This is a genomic window from Achromobacter sp. DH1f, from assembly GCF_000633435.1.
GTDB classification, from domain to species: Bacteria; Pseudomonadota; Gammaproteobacteria; order Burkholderiales; family Burkholderiaceae_B; genus Achromobacter; species Achromobacter deleyi.
This window is the reverse complement of sequence record NZ_AYMF01000029.1, coordinates 175,097-193,160: the sequence shown is the minus strand read 5'-3', so window position 1 is coordinate 193,160 and position 18,064 is coordinate 175,097. Positions and strand designations below refer to the sequence as shown.

General features: G+C 67.5%; 13 protein-coding genes. 5 read left to right on the top strand and 8 right to left on the bottom strand.

The annotated features are described in order from the left end of the window. Nucleotides 1-103 precede the first annotated feature (103 nt). Together U858_RS0125065 and U858_RS0125060 are read left to right on the top strand one after the other, a co-directional pair. On the top strand, nucleotides 104-1,108 hold the full coding sequence (locus U858_RS0125065) for a LysR family transcriptional regulator (protein WP_025139878.1): 1,005 nt from the start codon (nucleotides 104-106) through the stop codon (nucleotides 1,106-1,108). A 154-nt stretch (nucleotides 1,109-1,262) separates the two neighbouring features. Further along, complete coding sequence (locus U858_RS0125060; protein WP_025139877.1) at nucleotides 1,263-2,333, top strand: ornithine cyclodeaminase; 1,071 nt, start codon at nucleotides 1,263-1,265, stop codon at nucleotides 2,331-2,333. On the opposite strand, the gene U858_RS0125055 is transcribed toward U858_RS0125060, so the two are convergent. The 8 genes from U858_RS0125055 to U858_RS0125020 all read right to left on the bottom strand — a co-directional run bounded on the left by U858_RS0125055 (nucleotide 2,330) and on the right by U858_RS0125020 (nucleotide 15,172). Next, complete coding sequence (locus U858_RS0125055; protein WP_025139876.1) at nucleotides 2,330-4,420, bottom strand: EAL domain-containing protein; 2,091 nt, start codon at nucleotides 4,418-4,420, stop codon at nucleotides 2,330-2,332. The genes U858_RS0125060 and U858_RS0125055 overlap by 4 nt on opposite strands. 146 nt (nucleotides 4,421-4,566) lie before the next feature. Then, nucleotides 4,567-5,676 (bottom strand): YcjF family protein, encoded by a 1,110-nt coding sequence (locus U858_RS0125050; RefSeq protein ID WP_025139875.1) that lies wholly within the window; start codon nucleotides 5,674-5,676, stop codon nucleotides 4,567-4,569. Between the two features lie 92 nt (nucleotides 5,677-5,768). Next, nucleotides 5,769-6,596, bottom strand: coding sequence for a 3-methyl-2-oxobutanoate hydroxymethyltransferase (gene panB / locus U858_RS0125045; RefSeq protein WP_025139874.1), 828 nt, complete (start codon nucleotides 6,594-6,596; stop codon nucleotides 5,769-5,771). A 90-nt stretch (nucleotides 6,597-6,686) separates the two neighbouring features. Then, nucleotides 6,687-8,126, bottom strand: a complete 1,440-nt coding sequence (locus U858_RS0125040; RefSeq protein WP_025139873.1) for a glycosyltransferase family 39 protein — start codon at nucleotides 8,124-8,126, stop codon at nucleotides 6,687-6,689. Beyond that, nucleotides 8,110-9,141, bottom strand: a complete 1,032-nt coding sequence (locus U858_RS0125035; protein WP_025139872.1) for a glycosyltransferase family 2 protein — start codon at nucleotides 9,139-9,141, stop codon at nucleotides 8,110-8,112. The genes U858_RS0125040 and U858_RS0125035 overlap by 17 nt, the downstream gene beginning before the upstream one ends. Before the next feature lie 23 nt (nucleotides 9,142-9,164). Then, entirely contained in the window at nucleotides 9,165-12,371 is a 3,207-nt protein-coding gene (locus tag U858_RS0125030) for a CusA/CzcA family heavy metal efflux RND transporter (RefSeq protein ID WP_025139871.1), read from the bottom strand. Nucleotides 12,372-12,387: 16 nt separating this feature from the next. Further along, a complete protein-coding gene (locus tag U858_RS0125025) occupies nucleotides 12,388-13,866 on the bottom strand; it encodes an efflux RND transporter periplasmic adaptor subunit (RefSeq protein ID WP_025139870.1) in 1,479 nt (492 codons plus the stop codon). A gap of 13 nt (nucleotides 13,867-13,879) precedes the next feature. Beyond that, nucleotides 13,880-15,172 (bottom strand): TolC family protein, encoded by a 1,293-nt coding sequence (locus U858_RS0125020; protein ID WP_025139869.1) that lies wholly within the window; start codon nucleotides 15,170-15,172, stop codon nucleotides 13,880-13,882. A gap of 255 nt (nucleotides 15,173-15,427) precedes the next feature. Here U858_RS0125020 and U858_RS0125015 point away from each other — a divergent pair, with 255 nt between their 5' ends. The 3 genes from U858_RS0125015 (at nucleotide 15,428) to U858_RS0125005 (ending at nucleotide 17,983) form a co-directional block, all read left to right on the top strand. Continuing rightward, complete coding sequence (locus U858_RS0125015; RefSeq protein ID WP_025139868.1) at nucleotides 15,428-15,766, top strand: DUF4148 domain-containing protein; 339 nt, start codon at nucleotides 15,428-15,430, stop codon at nucleotides 15,764-15,766. Nucleotides 15,767-15,947: 181 nt separating this feature from the next. Then, entirely contained in the window at nucleotides 15,948-16,637 is a 690-nt protein-coding gene (locus U858_RS0125010) for a heavy metal response regulator transcription factor (protein WP_025139867.1), read from the top strand. Then, a complete protein-coding gene (locus U858_RS0125005; protein ID WP_025139866.1) occupies nucleotides 16,637-17,983 on the top strand; it encodes a heavy metal sensor histidine kinase in 1,347 nt (448 codons plus the stop codon). The genes U858_RS0125010 and U858_RS0125005 overlap by 1 nt, the downstream gene beginning before the upstream one ends. The last annotated feature ends 81 nt before the right edge of the window (nucleotides 17,984-18,064 follow it).

Sequence of the window (18,064 nt, the reverse complement as noted above, 5' to 3'; positions counted from 1 at the left end):
CGTTCGGAATGATGCACTGCAACGTGCGAATGGCGCAGATTCTGCTCGCCCGCGGACACCTTGGGTAGCCGTCGCCGGAGTAGATCCGTTATACGATGGGCGTATGACCAAACCCGATCCTGCCCCCGCGCTCGCCTCGGCGACCGGCACCGACCGCATGCTGCTGGTCGAAACCTTCGTGCGCATCGTCGAGGCCGGCAGCCTGTCGGCCGCCGCCCTGCAGCTGAGCGCCACCCAGCCCACGGTCAGCCGCCGGCTGCAATTGCTGGAACGGACGCTGGGGGTGCGCCTGTTGCAGCGTTCGACCCACGCCATCCGGCTGACCGACGACGGCCAGCGCTGCTATGAACGCGCCAAGGCGCTGATGGCTACCTGGCAATCGTTCGAAAGCGACGTGCGGGGCGCGGGCGAGGAGTTGGCCGGCACATTGCGGGTGGTGGCCCCGCATGCGTTCGGGCAGAACCAGTTCATGGAGCCCCTGGCCAAGTACCTGCAGCAGTATCCGGGCATGCGCGTGGAATGGCTGCTACATGACCGGGTGCCGGATTTCGTGGCGGAAAACATCGATTGTGCAATCAAGGTCGGGCCGGTGTCGGACCCCTCTGTCGTGGCGGTCAAGCTGGGTGAAGTGCCGCGCAGCGTGATGGCGGCGCCGTCATTGCTGGCGGGCGGCCCCGTGCCGCAGCACCCGGCCGAGCTGGCCCGCCTGCCCTGGCTGGCGCTGCGCACCTTCTATCGCGACGAAGTCTGCCTGCGGCATACGCAAACCGGCGAAGTGGCGCGTTTCGATATCCAGCCGCGCCTGTCCACCGATGGCCTGTACGCCTTGCGCAAGGCCGCGGTGCTGGGCCTGGGGGTGGGCATTGCGTCGGCATGGGCGCTGCGCGATGAGTTGGCCAGCGGCCAATTGGTGCTGCTGGCGCCCGAGTGGCAGGCGGCGTCGTTGCCCGTGCACCTGGTCTACGCGCCGTCGCGGTTGCAGCCGGCCCGCCTGCGCAGGTTTATCGAGACCATGCGCGAATACCTGCCGGCCGAGCTGTGCGAAAGCCTCAAGCAGGCCAAGGTAGGCGCAGATCCGAAAGCCAGAACCGGCCAGAAGGCCAAATAGCGCCGTTTCAGGCCCGTTGCAGGGCCGAATTGCGACAAGTGGCATTGGCGGTTGCCACAATGGCAGGTTCCTGACGTTTTGTGTGGAAAGTGGGCGCTAGGCATTGACCTGCCCATCGGCCAGAATTTCCCTACCGATACAACAGGGGAAAATAATGACGACATTGCTCACCACCACCGACGTCGCGAAGATCGTGGCCGCACAGGGCCCGCGCAAGGTCTTCGAAGACATGCTGGACTATCTGCTGGCCGATTACCTGCGCTGGCAGGAGTTCGACAAAAGCGCCCGCGTGGCCAGCCATTCCGATACCGGCGTGATCGAATTGATGCCCACCGCCGACAGCGACCTGTACAGCTTCAAGTACGTCAACGGCCACCCGGGCAATCCGCTGACGGGCCTGAGCACCGTGATGGCGTTTGGCGCATTGGCGCAGGTCCATACCGGCGAACCGCTGCTCATCAGCGAACTGACGCTGACCACCGCGCTGCGCACCGCAGCCACATCGGCTTTGGCCGCCCGCGCCCTGGCGCGCCCCGGTTCGCGCACCATGGCGCTGATCGGCAACGGCGCGCAAAGCGAATTCCAGGCGCTGGCATTCCACCACATCCTGGGCATCGACACGCTGCACCTGTACGACGTGGACCCGGCCGCGACCGACAAGCTGGAACGCAACCTGGCGGGTGTGACGGGCCTGCACCTGCGACGTTTCGACAGCACCGCCGCCGCGGTCAAGGGCGTGGACATCGTCACCACCGTGACGGCCGACAAAGCCTACGCCACCATCCTGACGGCCGACATGGTCGAGCCGGGCATGCACATCAACGCGGTGGGCGGCGACTGCCCCGGCAAGACCGAGCTGCATGCGGACGTGCTGCGCGCCGGCTCGGTATTCGTCGAATACGAGCCGCAGACCCGCATCGAAGGCGATCTGCAACAGATGCCGGCGGACTTCGCCGTGACCGAATTGTGGCGCGTGTTGACCGGCCAAAGCGCCGGCCGCCGCGACGCGCAGGAAATCACGGTGTTCGATTCGGTGGGCTTCGCGCTGGAAGACTTCTCGGCGCTGCGCTGGCTGCGCGACAGCGCGGTCAAGCACGGCATCGGCGCACGCGTCGAAGTGGCGCCGCGCCTGGCCGATCCGAAGAATCTGTTCGAACTCGTCCGTGGCCGCCAGGCTGCCGCGCAGGCCGCGGCCCGGGCCAACCAGGCGGTGCTCAGGGACTAGGTCGCGGGGGGCGCTTCGGGCGCCTCGTGCGACACCGGTCGGCCCAAGAGGTAGCCCTGGAAGTGCGAGCAGCCTTCCTGCGTCAGGCGTTCCAGCTGGGCTTCGGTTTCTACGCCTTCGGCCGTGGTCGGGATATCCAGGCTGCGGCCGATGCCATTGATGGCGCGGATGATCGCCAGCGCTTCCTTGCTGGATTCGACGTCCTGGGTGAACGACTTGTCGATCTTGATCTTGTCGAACTCGAAGCTGCGCAGATAGCCCAGCGATGAGTAGCCCGTGCCGAAATCGTCCAGCGCCACCTTCACGCCCAATTGCTTGAGCCGGTTCAAGGTGTTCAGGTTGGTCTCGGAGTTGGCGAGCAGCACCGATTCGGTGATTTCCAGTTCCAGCCGATGGGCGGCCAGGCCCGAAGTGGCCAGGGCCGATTCCACCAGCGAGACCAGCGCGTTGTTGGTGAACTGGGTGGCCGACAGGTTCACCGCCACGGTCTCGTGCGCGTCCCAGGTCATGGCTTCGCGGCAGGCTTCGTGCAGCGTGAAGGCGCCCAGTTCGTGGATCAGCCCGGTTTCCTCGGCAATGGGGATGAAGTCGTTGGGCATGATCAGGCCCTTGACCGGGTGCTGCCAGCGCATCAGCGCTTCGCGCCCCACCGTGCGCACGTGGCTGATGTCCTTGATGGGTTGGTAGTGCAGGTGCAGCTGGTGCGACAGGATGGCCTGGCGCAGGTCCATTTCCATTTCGTGGCGCTTGAGCGCGGCGGCCTCCATTTCGGGCTGGAAGAACGCCAGGCAGTTGCGGCCGTTGCGTTTGGCCTCGTACAGCGCCATGTCGGCATAGCGCAGCAGGTGATCGGCGCCGCACTCTTGCGCGCTGGCCGTGGCAATGCCGATGCTGACGCTGACCGGCACCGTGTGGCCGTCCACCTGGAAGGGCTCGCGTACCGCGTCGATCAGGCGCTGCGCCATCTGGCGCAGGTCGTCGGTTTTCTCGATGCCGGGCAGCACCACCGCGAATTCATCGCCGCCCAGGCGGGCCAGCGTGTCCTGCTCTCGCAGGTTCTTGGCCAGGCGGCGGGCCAGTTGGCGCAGCAGTTCGTCGCCGTACTGGTGGCCCAGCGTGTCGTTGACGCTCTTGAAATTGTCCAGGTCCAGGCACAGCACAGCAGCGGTGCGGTCGCGGCTGTCGGGGTTCAACGCCTTGAGCAGCTGTTCGCGGAACAGGCGCCGGTTGGGGATGCCGGTCAGCGTGTCGTGATGCGCCATGTAGCGAACCTGGGCATGGGCGGCGTTTTCGTCGGTGATGTCATCGGCGATCAGCAGCACGTAGCGCGAACGTGGGTCGCTGCTGTGAAACACCAGCGTCTTGCTGCGCAGCGTGCGCGGGCCGCGTCCGGTGACCAGTTCTTCCTGGCCGGCTTCGCGCAATGCGCCGTCCGAGCGCAGGGCATCGTTGGTCAGGCGTTCGAAGAACTCGTGCACGGCGGGCGGCAGGCATTCCTCTACCGTCTTGCCCTGCATGTGTTCGCGCGTGCCGCCGAACACCGTTTCAGCCTGGCGGTTGGCCAGCAGGATGCGGCGCGAGACGGCGTCCAGCACCAGCACGCACGAAGGGATGTGCGAGACCACGGCTTCCAGGAAGCTCGACAGCGAGGTCAGCTCGCTGTTGTAGCGCTCGGCCAGGTCCTTGGCGCGCAGCAGCTGCAATTCGCGTTCACGGCGCTCGGTGCAGTCGCGGGTGATTTTGGCGAACCCCATCAGGGCGCCGGCATCGTCGTGGATGGCGTCGATCACCACGTGCGCCCAGAACGGCGTGCCGTCCTTGCGCATGCGCCAGCCCTCGGCTTCGAAACGGCCCTGGCTGCGAGCAATTTCCAAGCCCTTGCCCGGCACGCCGGCGGCCTGGTCGGCCGGGCTGTAGAAGCACGAGAAGTGCTTGCCCACGATCTCGTCCCGCGTGTAGCCCTTGGCGCGCTCGGCCCCGGCATTCCAGTTGGCGACGGTGCCGTCGGGGTTGAGCATGTAGATGGCATAGTCGATGACACCTTGCACGAGGTGCCGGTACATGACGTCGGAGTTGTCGATGATCATTGGTATGAGCGGGGTATGGCGGGATTCGCGGCAATACGTTTACGTCGCGTCGCCGCGATTATTTACCGGCGCCGCGAGAAAAGGCCGTTCCTTGCCAATCTTGGCGCATTGAGTCGAATCGTTGCAGGACGGGCCTGCTGGCGCCGTCAGAGTTTCACGCGTTGCTTCAGGGCCTGCGTGATCATGGCGATGTCGATGTCCTGGCCAGGATGCTTCTGGCAGAAGTCGTACAACACCGCGATATAGGCGTTGCCCAGCAGCTTGGTAATGGCGCCGGCCGTGGTGGCGGCGATGGTGCCGCCCACCGCGCTGCCCGCGCCGGGAATGAACTTGAGCAGGCCGGACACGACCGACCGCCCCACCAGCGTGGCGGCCGAGGCGCCCAGCGTCGAGGTGACGAGCGTGCTGATGGCGGCCGTGTTCAGTTCCATGCCGAACGTGATGCCGATCTTGGCGATCATGCCCACCTGGATCGGCACCAGCGCGACCGCGTCCGAAAAGGGAATCGGCGCGGCGGCGGCGGAGGCGGCCAGGCCGGCCGCGACGTTCACTTCTATCTCAGCCCGCTTTTTTTTTACTTCCAGGGCCTTCTTGTTGCGGGTCGACAGCGCATTGGCGTAGGCCCGCTGCTGCGATTCGGGGATGTATTGCGCCGTGGCTTCGATAAGCGCGTCCAAGCCCATCGGCGGCAGGTCCGCGTCCAGTTCCTCGATGCGTTCGGGCAGTGCGCGTACCGCGACCACCTGCCGGGCGCGCGGCAGCAGCCTTTCGGCTTCCTGCAGGAAGGGGCTGTTCTTGCGGGCCTTGGTGAGCACGGTGATGACCGGGATGCCGGCATCGGCCAGCAGCGCACACAGTTCGATTTCGGCGTCTTCGACGCGGTGGCTGCTGTCCTGGATGCAGAGCCAGGCCACATGCAGGTGGCGGTCCTGGTCTTCGGCCAGCGAGCGCTCGCGGATCAAGTCGGCCAGTTGCTGGCGCGACCGCGCGTAGTCGCCCACTTCCAGCCCGCGGGTGTCGATGATGGTGAGCGGATGGCCGGGCCGCGAGAATTCCTGGGTCGTCTGCGTGACGGGCTTGCCTGCGCCGGTCTTGGCCAGGTCGCCGCGAAAGACGGCATTGATCAGCGTGCTCTTGCCCACGCCCGTCTTGCCGGCCACCAGGATGTTGACGCGGCCCGCGCCGCGCGTGGCGGTGCTGATCGCATCCGCGATGGCGTCCTGCAATTGGGGAGAATCGTGGCGGGGGGGAGTCATGGGCGGCTACGCTGGGCAAGGCAATGCCCTGATTCTAGCCACAAACGCCAGCCACCCACGCGAACGGGGCCGGATCCGGCCCCATAGTCGCGTCAATACAGGTGTTCGGCTTGCGGGAAGCGGCGGGCGCGCACGTCGTCGGCGTAGTTGCGCGCGGCGGCCTGGATGCGGTCGGCCAGATTGTCGTAGCGTTTGACGAAGCGCGCGGTGCGTTCGAACATGCCCAGCATGTCGTCCACGACCAGCACCTGGCCGTCGCAATCGACCGATGCGCCGATGCCGATGGTGGGGCATGCAATGGCCGTGGTGATGGCCTGCGCCAGCGATTCGACCACGCCTTCGATCACGACCGAGAACGCACCGGCGTCGGCCACCGCCGTGGCATCAGCGGCAATACGGGCGTATTCGGCTTCGCCGCGTCCGCGCGCGCCGTAGCCGCCCAGGATGTTGACGGCCTGCGGCGTCAGGCCGATATGCGCCATGACGGGAATGCCGCGCGCCGACAGGTACGCGATGGTCGGCGCCATGGCCTGGCCGCCTTCGAGCTTGATGGCGCCCGCGCCGGTTTCCTTCATGACGCGGGCAGCCGACCGAAAGGCCTGTTCGGGGCTTTCTTCGTAGCTGCCGAACGGCATGTCGACCACGACCAGCGCCTGGCGCGAGCCGCGCACCACGGCCGCGCCATGCGCGATCATCATGTCCAGCGTGACCGGCACCGTGGAAGGCAGGCCGTAGATGGTTTGTGCCAGGCTGTCGCCCACCAGCAGCGCGTCGCAGTGCGGATCCAGCAGCTCGGCCATGCGCGCGGTGTAGGCGGTGAGCATGACCAGGGGCTCGGCGCGCTTGCGTGCGCGAAAGGCCGGGGCGGTCATGCGGCGGGGCGCCGCGGCGGCGGCGTTCAAGGTGGCGGTGGTGGACATGCGGGGCTCTCCTGGTGTGCGGCGCGCGCGAGGCCTGGCAGACAGGCGCTGCGCACGCGGCACAGGTATATCACGCGGTGGGCGGGGCCGTCAGCGCGGCGCGCCTTCGACCTTCAGCAACGCATAGCGCCGGCTGACATACAAGGGCGTGACCACGCCCGGCCACGAAGCCAGCAATTCGTTGGCGCGGTTCTTGGCGACCGCCAGATAGACCGTGTCCCCCGCTTTGGGCAGCACGCCATCCAGCGCCGGGAATTCGACCAGCCCGACGGCGCCGCGCGAGTAATAACGGGCGGAAAACGGCCGGCTGCCGACGAAATAGAACGGATCGTCGCCGCGCATGGCATCGGCTTGCTGGACCAGCTGCTTTTCTGTCTTGTAGCGGGTGGGCTCTGCCCAGGCCAGGACGCCCAGCGCCAGCGCGGCAGCGGGCGTCAGCAGCATCGCCGCGACCGCCAGGCGCAGCGGGCGCACGCCCTGCCAGCGGCTGGCCAGCAGGCCCGTGGCGAGGGCGACGGGCGGCAGCGCCGGCAGCACGTACGTCCACAGGATGTTGCCCGACAGCGTGAAGAAGGCCGGCGTGACTAGCGCCCAGGCCATCAGGTAGGTCTGGGCGGGATCGCGCACCGCCGCCGCCACGCGCTGGCGCAATGGCGCATGCTTGCGCGGCCATAGCGCCATGCCCAGCCACGCCACGCCCCACGGCAGGGTCGCCAACAGCCAATCCAGCCAGATGCTGCCGTAGGGGCGCTGGTGGGCCGAGCCATAGCGGTCGCCTTCCCAGCCGGGGTCGATGAACCGCAGCAGGTGTTCACCGACGATGAAGTACTGGAAGAACCCCGGCGTCTTGATCTCCGCGGCGATGTACCAGGGCAGCGTCAGCATCAACATCAATGCCGTGCCGCCGGCCCAGGGCAGCGCCCGCAGGCAGGCGCGCGCATTGCGGTGCCAGAGCATCCAGGGCACGAGGGCGCCGGCCACCAGCACCAGCGTCAACGGCCCCTTGGCCAGCAGGCCGATGGCCAGGCCGACGAAAAAGCCGTAGCGCCACAGGGGTCGCGGCTCGGTGGGGGTCAGCAGGAACGACACCATCGACAGCGTCATGCCCAGCGCCAGGAAAGGATCGGTCAGCACCGCGCCCGCGCTGGCGAACGGCAGCAGCATGGTGGCAAACACCAGCGTGGCCCAGCGCGCGGCTTGCTCGCCATGCAGCCGCCGGCCGCAGGCATGCACCAGCGCCAGCACGCCCAGCATCGCCAGCCAGGACGGCAGGCGGACCGCGAATTCAGACAGGCCGAACAGCTGGATGGACAGCGCCTGTGCCCAGAAGGCCAGCGGCGGCTTGCCCCAGAACGGCACGCCGGGCTCGAACCAGGGCGTGATCCAGTCGCCCGATACGGCCATCAGGCGCGCGATCTCGGCATAGCGCGGCTCGGACGTGTCCGCGAAAGGCATGAGCGCCATCGCGAACAGGCGTGCGGCCAGGATGGCCACAAGGCCCAGCAGCAGGCCTTTAGAAGTTAACCGCATGCGGACCCTTGGCGGCATTGGCCAGCGGCATGGCCGCGACGGCGCTGTGTTGAACATCACGCACCAGATAGACCGGGCGTTGCTTGGTTTCCAGGTAGGTCTTGCCCACGTATTCGCCCAACAGCCCGATGGTGATCAGCTGGATGCCGCTCAGGAAGGTGATCATGGCCATCAACGACGGGTAGCCGTCGACCTCGGCGCCGAAGAGCAGTGTCTTGCCGATGATGATGATACCGAACAGCGCACCGAGCAGGGCCGCGACCACGCCGGCCGTGGTGGCCCAGCGCAGCGGCGCGGTGGAAAACGAGGTGATGCCTTCCATCGCCAGGCGGAACAGCGCGAAGTAGTTCCACTTGGTGGTGCCGGCGGCGCGCGGGGCGCGGTCGTAGTCGATGAATCGGGTGGGCATGCCGATCCAGGCGTACAGGCCCTTCATGTAGCGGCAGCGTTCGGGCAGCTGCAGCAGCGCGTCCACGGCGCGCCGGCTCATCAGGCGGAAGTCGCCCGTGTCCGGCGGAATCTCGGCGCGGCTCAGCCGGCTCAGCAAGCGGTAGTAGGCATAGGCGGATGCGCGCTTGGCCCAGCTTTCGCCAGCCCGGCTGCGCCGCCGCATGCCGACCACGTCGGCGCCTTCGCGCCAGGCCCGCACCATCTCGGGGATCAGCTCGGGCGGGTCCTGCAGGTCGGCGTCCAGCAGGATCACCGCGGCGCCCGAGGCGTGGCGGATGCCCGCGGTCATCGCGGCTTCCTTGCCGAAGTTGCGGCTCAGCCGCACCAGCTTCAAGCCCGGCTCGAATGCCATCAGGCTGGCCAGGTATTCCGCGCTGCCGTCGCGGCTGCCGTCGTCGACGAACACGATTTCCCAGGATTCGCCCAGCGTGTCCAGCACCTGCCGCAGCCGGGCGTGGCAGAGGGGCAGCACTTCGCGCTCGTTCAGGAAGGGAATGATGATGGACACCTGCACCGGGCGCGGCTGGGCGCGCGGCAGGGTCGGGATGTCAGGATAGGGACGCATGGTGTGAAGTCTTCCGAGATCGACTACAGAGAGGCCGGGCCGGCAGCCGGCGTGGCGGGTTCCGAGGATTGCCGCGCCAGGGCCTGGGCCAATTCAAGTTCGTCGGCGTCCTTGCGGTGCACCAGGCGATACAGCGCAGGCAGCACCAGCAGGGTCAGGATGGTCGACGAGATGATGCCGCCGATCACCACGGTGGCCAGCGGCCGCTGCACCTCGGCGCCGGTGCCGGTGGCGATCGCCATGGGCACGAAGCCCAGCGAGGCCACCAGCGCGGTCATCAGCACGGGGCGCAGCCGCGTCAGCGCGCCGATGCGCACCGCCTGGTCCAGCGGCTTGCCTTCGTCACGCAGGCCGCTGATGAACGACAGCATCACCAGGCCGTTCAGCACCGCCACGCCGCACAGCGCAATGAAGCCGACCGCGGCGGTGATGGACAGGGGAATGCCGCGCAGCCACAACGACAGCACGCCGCCCGTCAACGCGAACGGAATGCCGGTGAAGACGATCAGGCCGTCCTTGATGTTGCCGAACATGGCGAACAGCAGGCCGAACACCAGCAGCAGTGCCGCGGGCACCACGATCTGCAGGCGCTGGGCGGCGGACTGCAGTTGTTCGAACGTGCCGCCCCAGGCGGTCCAGTAGCCGGACGGCACTTTGATCTTCTCGGCCAACGCGGCCTCGGCATCGGCCACGAACGAGCCCAGGTCGCGGCCGCGCACGTTGGCGCTGACCACGATGCGGCGCTTGCCGTCTTCGCGCGAGATCTGGTTCGGCCCCGGCGCCAGGTCGAAGGTGGCGACTTCGGACAAGGGGATATATGAGGTCTGGGCCTGCGCGTCCGTCTTGGGCAAGGCGATGGGCAGCTTGCGCAGCGCGGGGATGCTTTCCCGCACGGCTTCCGGCAGGCGCACCACGATGTCGAAGCGGCGGTCCCCCTGGAAGAAGGTGCCGGCTTCGCGCCCGCCGATGGCGATGGTGAGCGTGTCCTGCACATCGGCCAGGCTGAGGCCGTAGCGGGCGGCGCGGGCACGGTCGATGTTCACGGTCAGCACCGGCAGGCCGGTGGTCTGTTCGACCTTGACTTCGGATGCGCCGGGTATGGCCTGCAGGACTTCGGCGACTTCGGCCGCGGACTTGTTCAGCACGTCGTTGTCGTCGCCGAAGATCTTCACCGCCACGTCGCTGCGCACCCCGGAGATCAGTTCGTTGAAGCGCAGCTGGATCGGTTGCGAGAACTCATAGTTGTTGCCCGGCACCTGGGCCGCTTCTTCCTGGATGGCCTGCAGCAGCTGGGCCGAGGTCTTGCGCGGCTCGGGCCACTGGTCCTTCGGCTTGAGCATGATGTAGCCGTCCGAGATGTTCGGCGGCATCGGGTCGGACGCGATCTCGGCCGTGCCGGTGCGGGCGAACACGCGCTCGATCTCGGGGAACTTGGCCTTCAGCCGCGTCTCGATCTGCTTTTGCATCTCGAGCGATTGCGACAGGCTGGTGCCGGGAATGCGCAGCGCCTGGATGGCGATGTCGCCTTCGTTCAGGTTGGGAATGAACTCGCTGCCCATGCGCGAGGCCACCACGCCGCACAGCACCACGAACAGGGCCGCGCCCGCCAGCACGATCGGGGTGCGGCGCAGCGCCAGGTCCAGCAGGGGTTCGTAGCGGCGCTTGGCCCAGGTCATCAGGCGGTTTTCCTTTTCCGAGACCTTCTTGCCGATGAACAGCGCCACCGCCGCCGGGACGAAGGTGACTGACAGGATCATCGCACCCAGCAGCGCCAGCACCACGGTCAATGCCATGGGATGGAACATGCGCCCTTCCACGCCGCTGAGCGCGAAGATGGGCAGGTACACCACCATGATGATCAACTGGCCGAACAGCAGCGGGCGGCGGGCTTCGCGCGCCGCGGCGAAGACCTCGTGGAAGCGTTCGCCGCGCGTCAGGGGCCGGCGATGATGTTCCTGCGCATGGCTCAAGCGCCGCACGCAGTTCTCGACGATCACCACCGCGCCGTCGACGATGATGCCGAAGTCCAGCGCACCCAGGCTCATCAGGTTGGCGCTGACTTTGTAGGTGACCATGCCCGTGAAGGTGAACAGCATAGATAGCGGAATGACCATCGCCGTGATCAGCGCCGCGCGGATGTTGCCCAGGAACAGGAACAGGATCACGACTACCAGGGCGGCACCTTCCAGCAGGTTCTTCTTGACCGTGGCGATGGCCTTGTCGATGAGGTTGCTGCGGTCGTAGACGGTCACGGCCTGCACGCCGGGCGGCAGCGTCTTGTTGATGGCGTCGATGCGGGACGACACCGCCAGCGATACCGAACGGCTGTTTTCGCCGATCAGCATGAATACCGTGCCCAGCACCACTTCCTGGCCGTTGTCGGTGGCCGCGCCGGTGCGCAGTTCACGCCCGATGGCCACTTCCGCCACGTCGCGGATGCGGATGGCCTGGCCGTCCACGGTGGTCAGCACCACGTCCTTGATGTCGTCGATCGAGCGTACCTGGCCCGGCGCGCGGATCAGGTACTGCTCACCCTTGCGTTCGATGTAGCCCGCGCCGACGTTGGCGTTGTTGCGGTTCAGCGCCGTCATGATGTCGGTCAGCGACAGCCCGTACGACGCCAGCCGTTCGGTGTTCGGCGCCACCTGGTATTCCTTGGCGAAGCCGCCGATCGAGTTGATCTCGGTCACGCCGGGAATGTTGCGCAGTTGCGGCTTGATGACCCAGTCCTGGATCTCGCGCAGGTCGGTGGGGGTGTAGGGCGAGCCGTCTTCCTTCCTGGCGCCGGGTTCTGCCTCGACCGTCCACAGGTAGATTTCGCCCAGGCCTGTGGAAATAGGCCCCATGGTCGGCGTGATGCCTTCGGGCAGGCTTTCCTTGGCTTCCTGCAGGCGCTGGTTGACCAGTTGGCGCGCGAAGTAGATGTCGGTGCCGTCCTTGAAAATCACCGTCACCTGCGACAGGCCGTAGCGCGACAGCGAGCGCGTCTGCTGCAGGCCCGGCAGGCCGGCCATGACGGTCTCGATGGGATAGGTGATGCGCTGCTCGGTTTCCAGCGGCGAATAGCCGGGTGCGCCGACGTTGATCTGCACCTGCACATTGGTGATGTCCGGCACGGCGTCGATGGCCAGCCGGGAATAGTTGTAGACCCCGATGGCGGCCACGCCCAGGGTCAGGAAAAGAACCAGCCACCGTTGCTCGATGGCGAAGCGGATGAGGCGTTCGAACATGTCTGGGTGCTCCGGCTCAGTGCGCGTGGCTGGCGCTGGCTTTGCCCAGCTCGGCCTTCAGCACGAAGGCGCCCTGCGAGACGTAGCGCACGCCGGGGGCCAGGCCCGCCAGCACCTCGACCTGTTCGCCCGAGGTCTTGCCCAGCTTGACAGGCTGCGCCAGGTAGCCGCCGGGCACCTGCACGAACACCACCGGCTCGTTCTCGACGGTCTGGATGGCGTCGGCCGCCACGGCGACGGGCGCTTCGGCGCTGCTGACCACCACGTTCACCGACACGAACAGCCCCGGCCGCCAGGCCATGTCCGGGTTGTCCAGCGTGACGCGGGCCGTGGCGGTACGGGTCTGCTGGCCCAGCAGCGAGCCGATGTACGAGACCTTGCCCAGCGCGCGCCCCGCGAACGCAGCGGACGCCACGCTGGCGGCCTCACCCACGCGCACGTCCTGCAGGTCCTTGGGCGCAATCACGAATTCGGCCCACACCGTGCGCAGGTCCGACAGCGTGAAGATGCTGGCCGTGTCCGGCAGCGCCTCGCCCAGCACGATGTGCTTTTCGACCACGACGCCGTCGAACGGCGCGCGTATCTCCAATCGGCTCAGGTCCTTGGACTGCGGCGGCGCGCCGATGGCGGCCAGCTTCTGTTCGGCGTTCTGCACCGCGATCTGCGCTTCCTGCAAGGCGGTGCGGGCCTGCTGGTAGTCCTGCTCGGCGGACACCTTCTCGCGCCACAGCTTCAATTCGCGCTGGTGGGTCGCGGCGGCCAGGTCGCGGCGCTTGCTGGCCGCCAACCATTCGCTGCGCAGTTCCGACAGCGCCGTGCTGGACAGCGCCGCCAGCAGCTCGCCCTTCCTGACCTGCTGGCCCAGGTCCGCCGATACCTCTTGCACCACGCCGGCCAGGCGCGGCACCACGTGGGCGGTCCGGTCGGCGTTGAACTTGATTTCGCCGGGAAACTGCGACGAGGTCTCCAGCCTTGCTGGCGCGGCGGCCTCGGTCTGGATACCCGCCACCTTGATCTGTTCGGCGTTCAAGGCAATCTTGCCTTCGTCGCGGTCCAGCGTCGCGGTGATGGGCTGGGCCAGGCCGGGCCAGGACACCTCGGCCTCGATCTCGAAGAAGTGCGGCTCGTCGATGGACTGGACGCTGGCCAGGCCGTCCTGGTCGGGCTTGAAGTCCAGCGTCTGGACCGTCCCATTGGGCCGGGTCAGCGTGGCTTTGACTGTCAGGCCAGCGACGGCGACGGGCTGCTTGCCGGCCGTGGCCCAGAGTCGCAGTGTCGAGCGGCCATCGGCTTCGGCCAGCAGCAGTTCGACGCTGTTCGAATCGGCGCGGGTCAGCGCACCGCCGCGTGCGCCCTGTTCGGTGGCTTCGTGGCCGTGTCCGGCGGCGCCGTCGGCGCGGGCCAGGCCGGGCGCGGTGGTCAAGAGGCAGGCGGCGGCCAGGGCGGCGGCCAGCGCCGGACGGGAAAAGAGGGAAAGCGCGTGGAGTCGGGTCATGGGATAGGGAAGTTCAACGTCCGAGAATGCGGTCGATGTCCGCGGAGGCCTGGTAGGCGCCGGCCAGGACGGTCAGGTAGCCGATGTTTCCTTGCGAAAGCGTGCGCTGCGCGTCCAGCACTTCCAGGAAGCTCACCTTGCCGGCTTCAAAGCCCTTGCGGGCGCTGTCATAGGCTTCGGTGGCGCCAGGCAGCACGGTGGCGCGATACTCGCGGACCGAGCCGGCGGCCAGGTCGAATTGGGCGACCGCTTGCAGCAGCTCGGCCGTCATGCGCGACTCCAGTTCGCGGTACAGGTCCTGCGCCTTGTACGACTGCATCGTGGCCGAATAGACATTGCCCTGGTTGCGGTCGAACAGCGGCAGCGGAATCGCCACGCCGAACTGCGCCTTGTTGCGGCCCTGTTCGTTGTCGCGGGCCATGCCGGCGCTGAGCGTGATGTCGGGGTAGCGCTTGCTCTTTTCGACTTCCAGCTGCGCGCGCCCCAAGTCCACGGCCAGCCGGCCCGCCTGCATCCGCGGCGAGGCCGCCAGCGCGCCGCGCAGATCATCGATGGCGCCGCGCTGGGGCAAGGCCTGCAGGTCGGCGCCGACCTGGCTGAAATCGGGTTCCGGCGCGCCCCACAGCTGCCCCAGCGTGCGGCGGGCGGTGGCCAGTGCAGCGTCGGCGGCGCGCGCCTCGATGCGCGAATTGGCCAGCTGCACGCGCGCCTTGCTGCTTTCCAGGGGCGGCGCCTTGCCGGCGGCCACGCGGCGGTCGGCCAGGCGCAGCGCGTTTTCGGCGATCTCGATCGTGCCCTGCGAGACCCGCACGGTCTCTTGCGCCACCGCCACGTCAAAGAACGCGGCAATGACGCCGGCACGCAGATCGGCGCGCGCCGACGACAGGTCACGCTGGGCGATGTCGCGTGCCAGTCCGGCCGCCTGCACGCGCGCCGCGCGCTTGCCGCCCAGCTCCACCGGCATGCTCAGCATGGTCGAGGTGGTGCGCGTGGTGCGGCGGTTGTCGTCGATGCCGACGTCGATGCTGGGGTTGGGCATGACGCCGGCCTGGGTGACCTGCCCTTCACTGGCCGCGGCTTCGTTGCGCGCGGCGGATAGCAGCGGGCTGCGTTCGTACGCGTTGGCCAGCGCCTGTTCCAGCGTCAGCGTGCGGGATGCGTCCGCCAGGCGCGGCGCGGCGGATGCGGGCAGCGGCGCCGACAGGCCAGACAGGCCCGGCGCAGGCGGTCGGGCGTCGGGTTGGCTCCAGGCCGGCGCAACGGCAAAGACGGTCGCCACGACGAGCGATAGGGAAGATAAGCGCATGAGGTCTACCAGGGAAATGGCGCCGCGGACTCGGGCTGAGGCAGGCAGTTGCGGGCACTTTATCCAACGGGCCTCGTCAGATCCCCGACAGAAAAATGACATTTCGGTAAGGTTTGCGCGCATTACGAATTCGTAATCGGCGCGTCGCCGAATTGACGAGGTCCGGTCCGTAAAGTGTCTTCACCGCTTAACAAAAAGCGTGCAGGCGCGGCGCCTTTCGCCGCCCCGGCCAGTCACCGGACCAAGGAGATCCTCATGAAGCACCGTATCGTCGCCACGCTGTCCGTCAGCGCCGCCATGCTCATTCCCGCCCTCGCCAGCGCCAACAACACCTGGCACACGGCCAATACCGAAATCGGCTACACCACCGCGCTGGACCACGCCGACGGCGGCAAGACCCGCGCGCAGGTCGTCGATGAGCTGGCGACGGCGAAGGCCGACTCGAAGCAGTGGTTCTTTACCTACCGCAACCTGGGCAAGCCGGGCTGGGCCAAGCAGGGCACGTCGCGCACCCGCGCCGACGCGCTGGCCGAAGTCGAAGCGATGACGCCGGCTGAACGCGAGCGCCTGGCGGCCATCTATTCGCCGGGCTGACCGGCTTGAAGCCTGGCCCCGCCGCCCGCTGCCGCGCCGTTGCCGGCGCGCGCGCGGGTCGCCCTGCCGCCGCCGTCCCGCGCCGCCGCGCCAGGGCGGCGTTTGCCATGGGCCGGCGCCGCGACCGTAGAATAGGGCGTCGGCGTGTTGCGGTTGTTCCCTTCTTTCATCCCGGGGCCCCATGAAAATACTGGTTATTGAAGACGAGAAGAAACTCGCCGAGTACCTGCGCCGGGCATTGACCGAGCATAACTACGTGGTCGACGTGGCCATGGACGGCGTCAGCGGCCTGCACCTGGCCCGCGAAAGCCAGTACGACCTGATCCTGCTGGACGTGATGCTGCCGGGCATGGACGGCTTTGCCGTGCTGCACGAACTGCGCAAGACCGACCGCGTGCCGGTCCTGATGCTGACCGCGCGCGACAAGCTGGAAGACCGCGTCAAGGGCCTGCGCGACGGCGCCGACGACTACCTGGCCAAACCCTTTGCGTTGTCCGAGCTGCTGGCGCGGGTGCTGGCGCTGGGGCGCCGCAGCGGCCACAACGTGGCCGAGGCCGGGGGCCAGAACGTGCTGCGCATCGGCGACCTGGAACTGGATCTGCTGCGCCGCCGCGCCTACCGCGCCGGCACGCGGCTGGACCTGACCGCCAAGGAATTCACCTTGCTGGCGCTGCTGATGCGCAAGCAGGGCGAAGTGCTGTCGCGCCTGGAACTGGCCGAACAGGTCTGGGACATCAACTTCAACAGCAATACCAATGTGGTCGAGGTGGCGGTGCGGCGCTTGCGCGGCAAGGTCGACGACCCCTTCGAGAAAAAGCTCCTGCACACGGTGCGCGGCATGGGCTACGTGCTGGAAGTGCGGGAAGACTGATGGTCGCGCCGCGTGCCCGGTCATTGCGCCGCTGGCTCTCGCGCTGGCTGGCGATCCAGACGTTCGCCGCGCTGGCGGTGATCTGCGCCGTGGTCTATTGGGCCACCAACGTCAACCTGTCGATTCGCCAGGAGGCGCTGCTGACGCAGAAGATGGAAGTCATCAAGCACCTGGTCGAGGAAAACGCGGCCAAGGGCGATTCATCGTCGCTGCGGCACAAGCTGGACGACTTCTTCTACGGCAAGCCGGATTTTTCACTGGTGCTGGAACTGGACGGCGAGAAAGTCGCATACGGCATGCCGGACGACGGCGATGCCAGCCAGGGGCACGACCGGCGCATCAGCTTCACGCTGCCGGTGCCCGGTTCGCCGCGCGGTTCGATGAACGCCGAACTGGTGCTGGACATCACGTCCGACCTGCATCTGCGCGCCGCGTTGGCCTGGACGCTGCTGGCCTGCGCATTGGCCGGCGCCATCGTGGTGTCGGCCATCGGCACGCTGTTGGTGCGGCGGGCCATGGCGCCCGTGGATGAACTGGGTCGGCAGGCGGCGCGGCTGTCGCCCGACCGTATCGGCGAGCGCCTGGACGAAAGCCACCAGGCCGAAGAGATCCGGCCATTGGTGCATCAATTCAACGCGGTGTTGCAGCGCCTGGAACGCGCCTATGTGCAGATGGAAGGCTTCAATGCCGACGTCGCGCACGAGATGCGCACGCCCCTGGCGACGCTGATTGGCGAGACCGAACTGGCGCTCAGCGGCAAGCGTCCGGAAAGCGTGCTGCGGGAAATCCTGGGGTCCAACCTGGAAGAACTGCAACGCCTTTCCGGCATCGTCAACGACATGCTGTTCCTGTCGCAGGCCGACCGTGGCGCGCAGGCGCGTGGCGCCCGCACCGAGAGCCTGGCGCAGGCCGTGGCCGAGGTGGCCGCCTATCACGAGGCCGAGGCGTTGGACGCGGACCTGTCCCTGGCGGTGTCTGGCGATGCGGCAGCCAGGGTGGATCGGCCATTGTTGCAGCGGGCCGTATCCAATCTGCTGTCGAACGCCGTGCGCTATGCGCATCCCGGTACCCGCATCGACCTGCTCATCGATCGAGACGCCGACGGCATCCGCATCGCCGTGCGCAACCAGGGCGACCCGATCGGCCAGGAGCACCTGCCGCGCCTGTTCTACCGCTTCTATCGCATGGATGCGGCGCGCCCCTTCGATGCGAACCACCACGGCCTGGGCCTGGCCATCGTGGCCGCCATTGCCCGCATGCACGGCGGTCGGCCGTTCGCCCGCTCGGAAGGCGGCGTGACGACCATCGGCTTTTCCATTGCCGACCGCGACATTACAGAAAACTAATCTGCCTGTCCGCGTTCTGTCGGGACGCCCTCCATAGACTGGTCTTGTCGAGCGGGCCGCCTTGTTCCAGGCCCGCCACGG

Excerpts from the sequence above, each read along its gene's own strand:
- U858_RS0125050 (WP_025139875.1), bottom strand. The coding sequence starts at position 5,676 with ATGACTCCCCCCCGCCACGATTCTCCCCAATTGCAGGACGCCATCGCG.
- U858_RS0125020 (WP_025139869.1), bottom strand. The coding sequence starts at position 15,172 with ATGCGCTTATCTTCCCTATCGCTCGTCGTGGCGACCGTCTTTGCCGTT.
- U858_RS0125025 (WP_025139870.1), bottom strand. The coding sequence starts at position 13,866 with ATGACCCGACTCCACGCGCTTTCCCTCTTTTCCCGTCCGGCGCTGGCC.
- U858_RS0125055 (WP_025139876.1), bottom strand. The coding sequence starts at position 4,420 with ATGATCATCGACAACTCCGACGTCATGTACCGGCACCTCGTGCAAGGT.
- U858_RS0125035 (WP_025139872.1), bottom strand. The coding sequence starts at position 9,141 with ATGCGTCCCTATCCTGACATCCCGACCCTGCCGCGCGCCCAGCCGCGC.
- U858_RS0125065 (WP_025139878.1), top strand. The coding sequence starts at position 104 with ATGACCAAACCCGATCCTGCCCCCGCGCTCGCCTCGGCGACCGGCACC.
- U858_RS0125005 (WP_025139866.1), top strand. The coding sequence starts at position 16,637 with ATGGTCGCGCCGCGTGCCCGGTCATTGCGCCGCTGGCTCTCGCGCTGG.
- U858_RS0125060 (WP_025139877.1), top strand. The coding sequence starts at position 1,263 with ATGACGACATTGCTCACCACCACCGACGTCGCGAAGATCGTGGCCGCA.
- U858_RS0125015 (WP_025139868.1), top strand. The coding sequence starts at position 15,428 with ATGAAGCACCGTATCGTCGCCACGCTGTCCGTCAGCGCCGCCATGCTC.
- panB (WP_025139874.1), bottom strand. The coding sequence starts at position 6,596 with ATGTCCACCACCGCCACCTTGAACGCCGCCGCCGCGGCGCCCCGCCGC.
- U858_RS0125040 (WP_025139873.1), bottom strand. The coding sequence starts at position 8,126 with ATGCGGTTAACTTCTAAAGGCCTGCTGCTGGGCCTTGTGGCCATCCTG.
- U858_RS0125010 (WP_025139867.1), top strand. The coding sequence starts at position 15,948 with ATGAAAATACTGGTTATTGAAGACGAGAAGAAACTCGCCGAGTACCTG.
- U858_RS0125030 (WP_025139871.1), bottom strand. The coding sequence starts at position 12,371 with ATGTTCGAACGCCTCATCCGCTTCGCCATCGAGCAACGGTGGCTGGTT.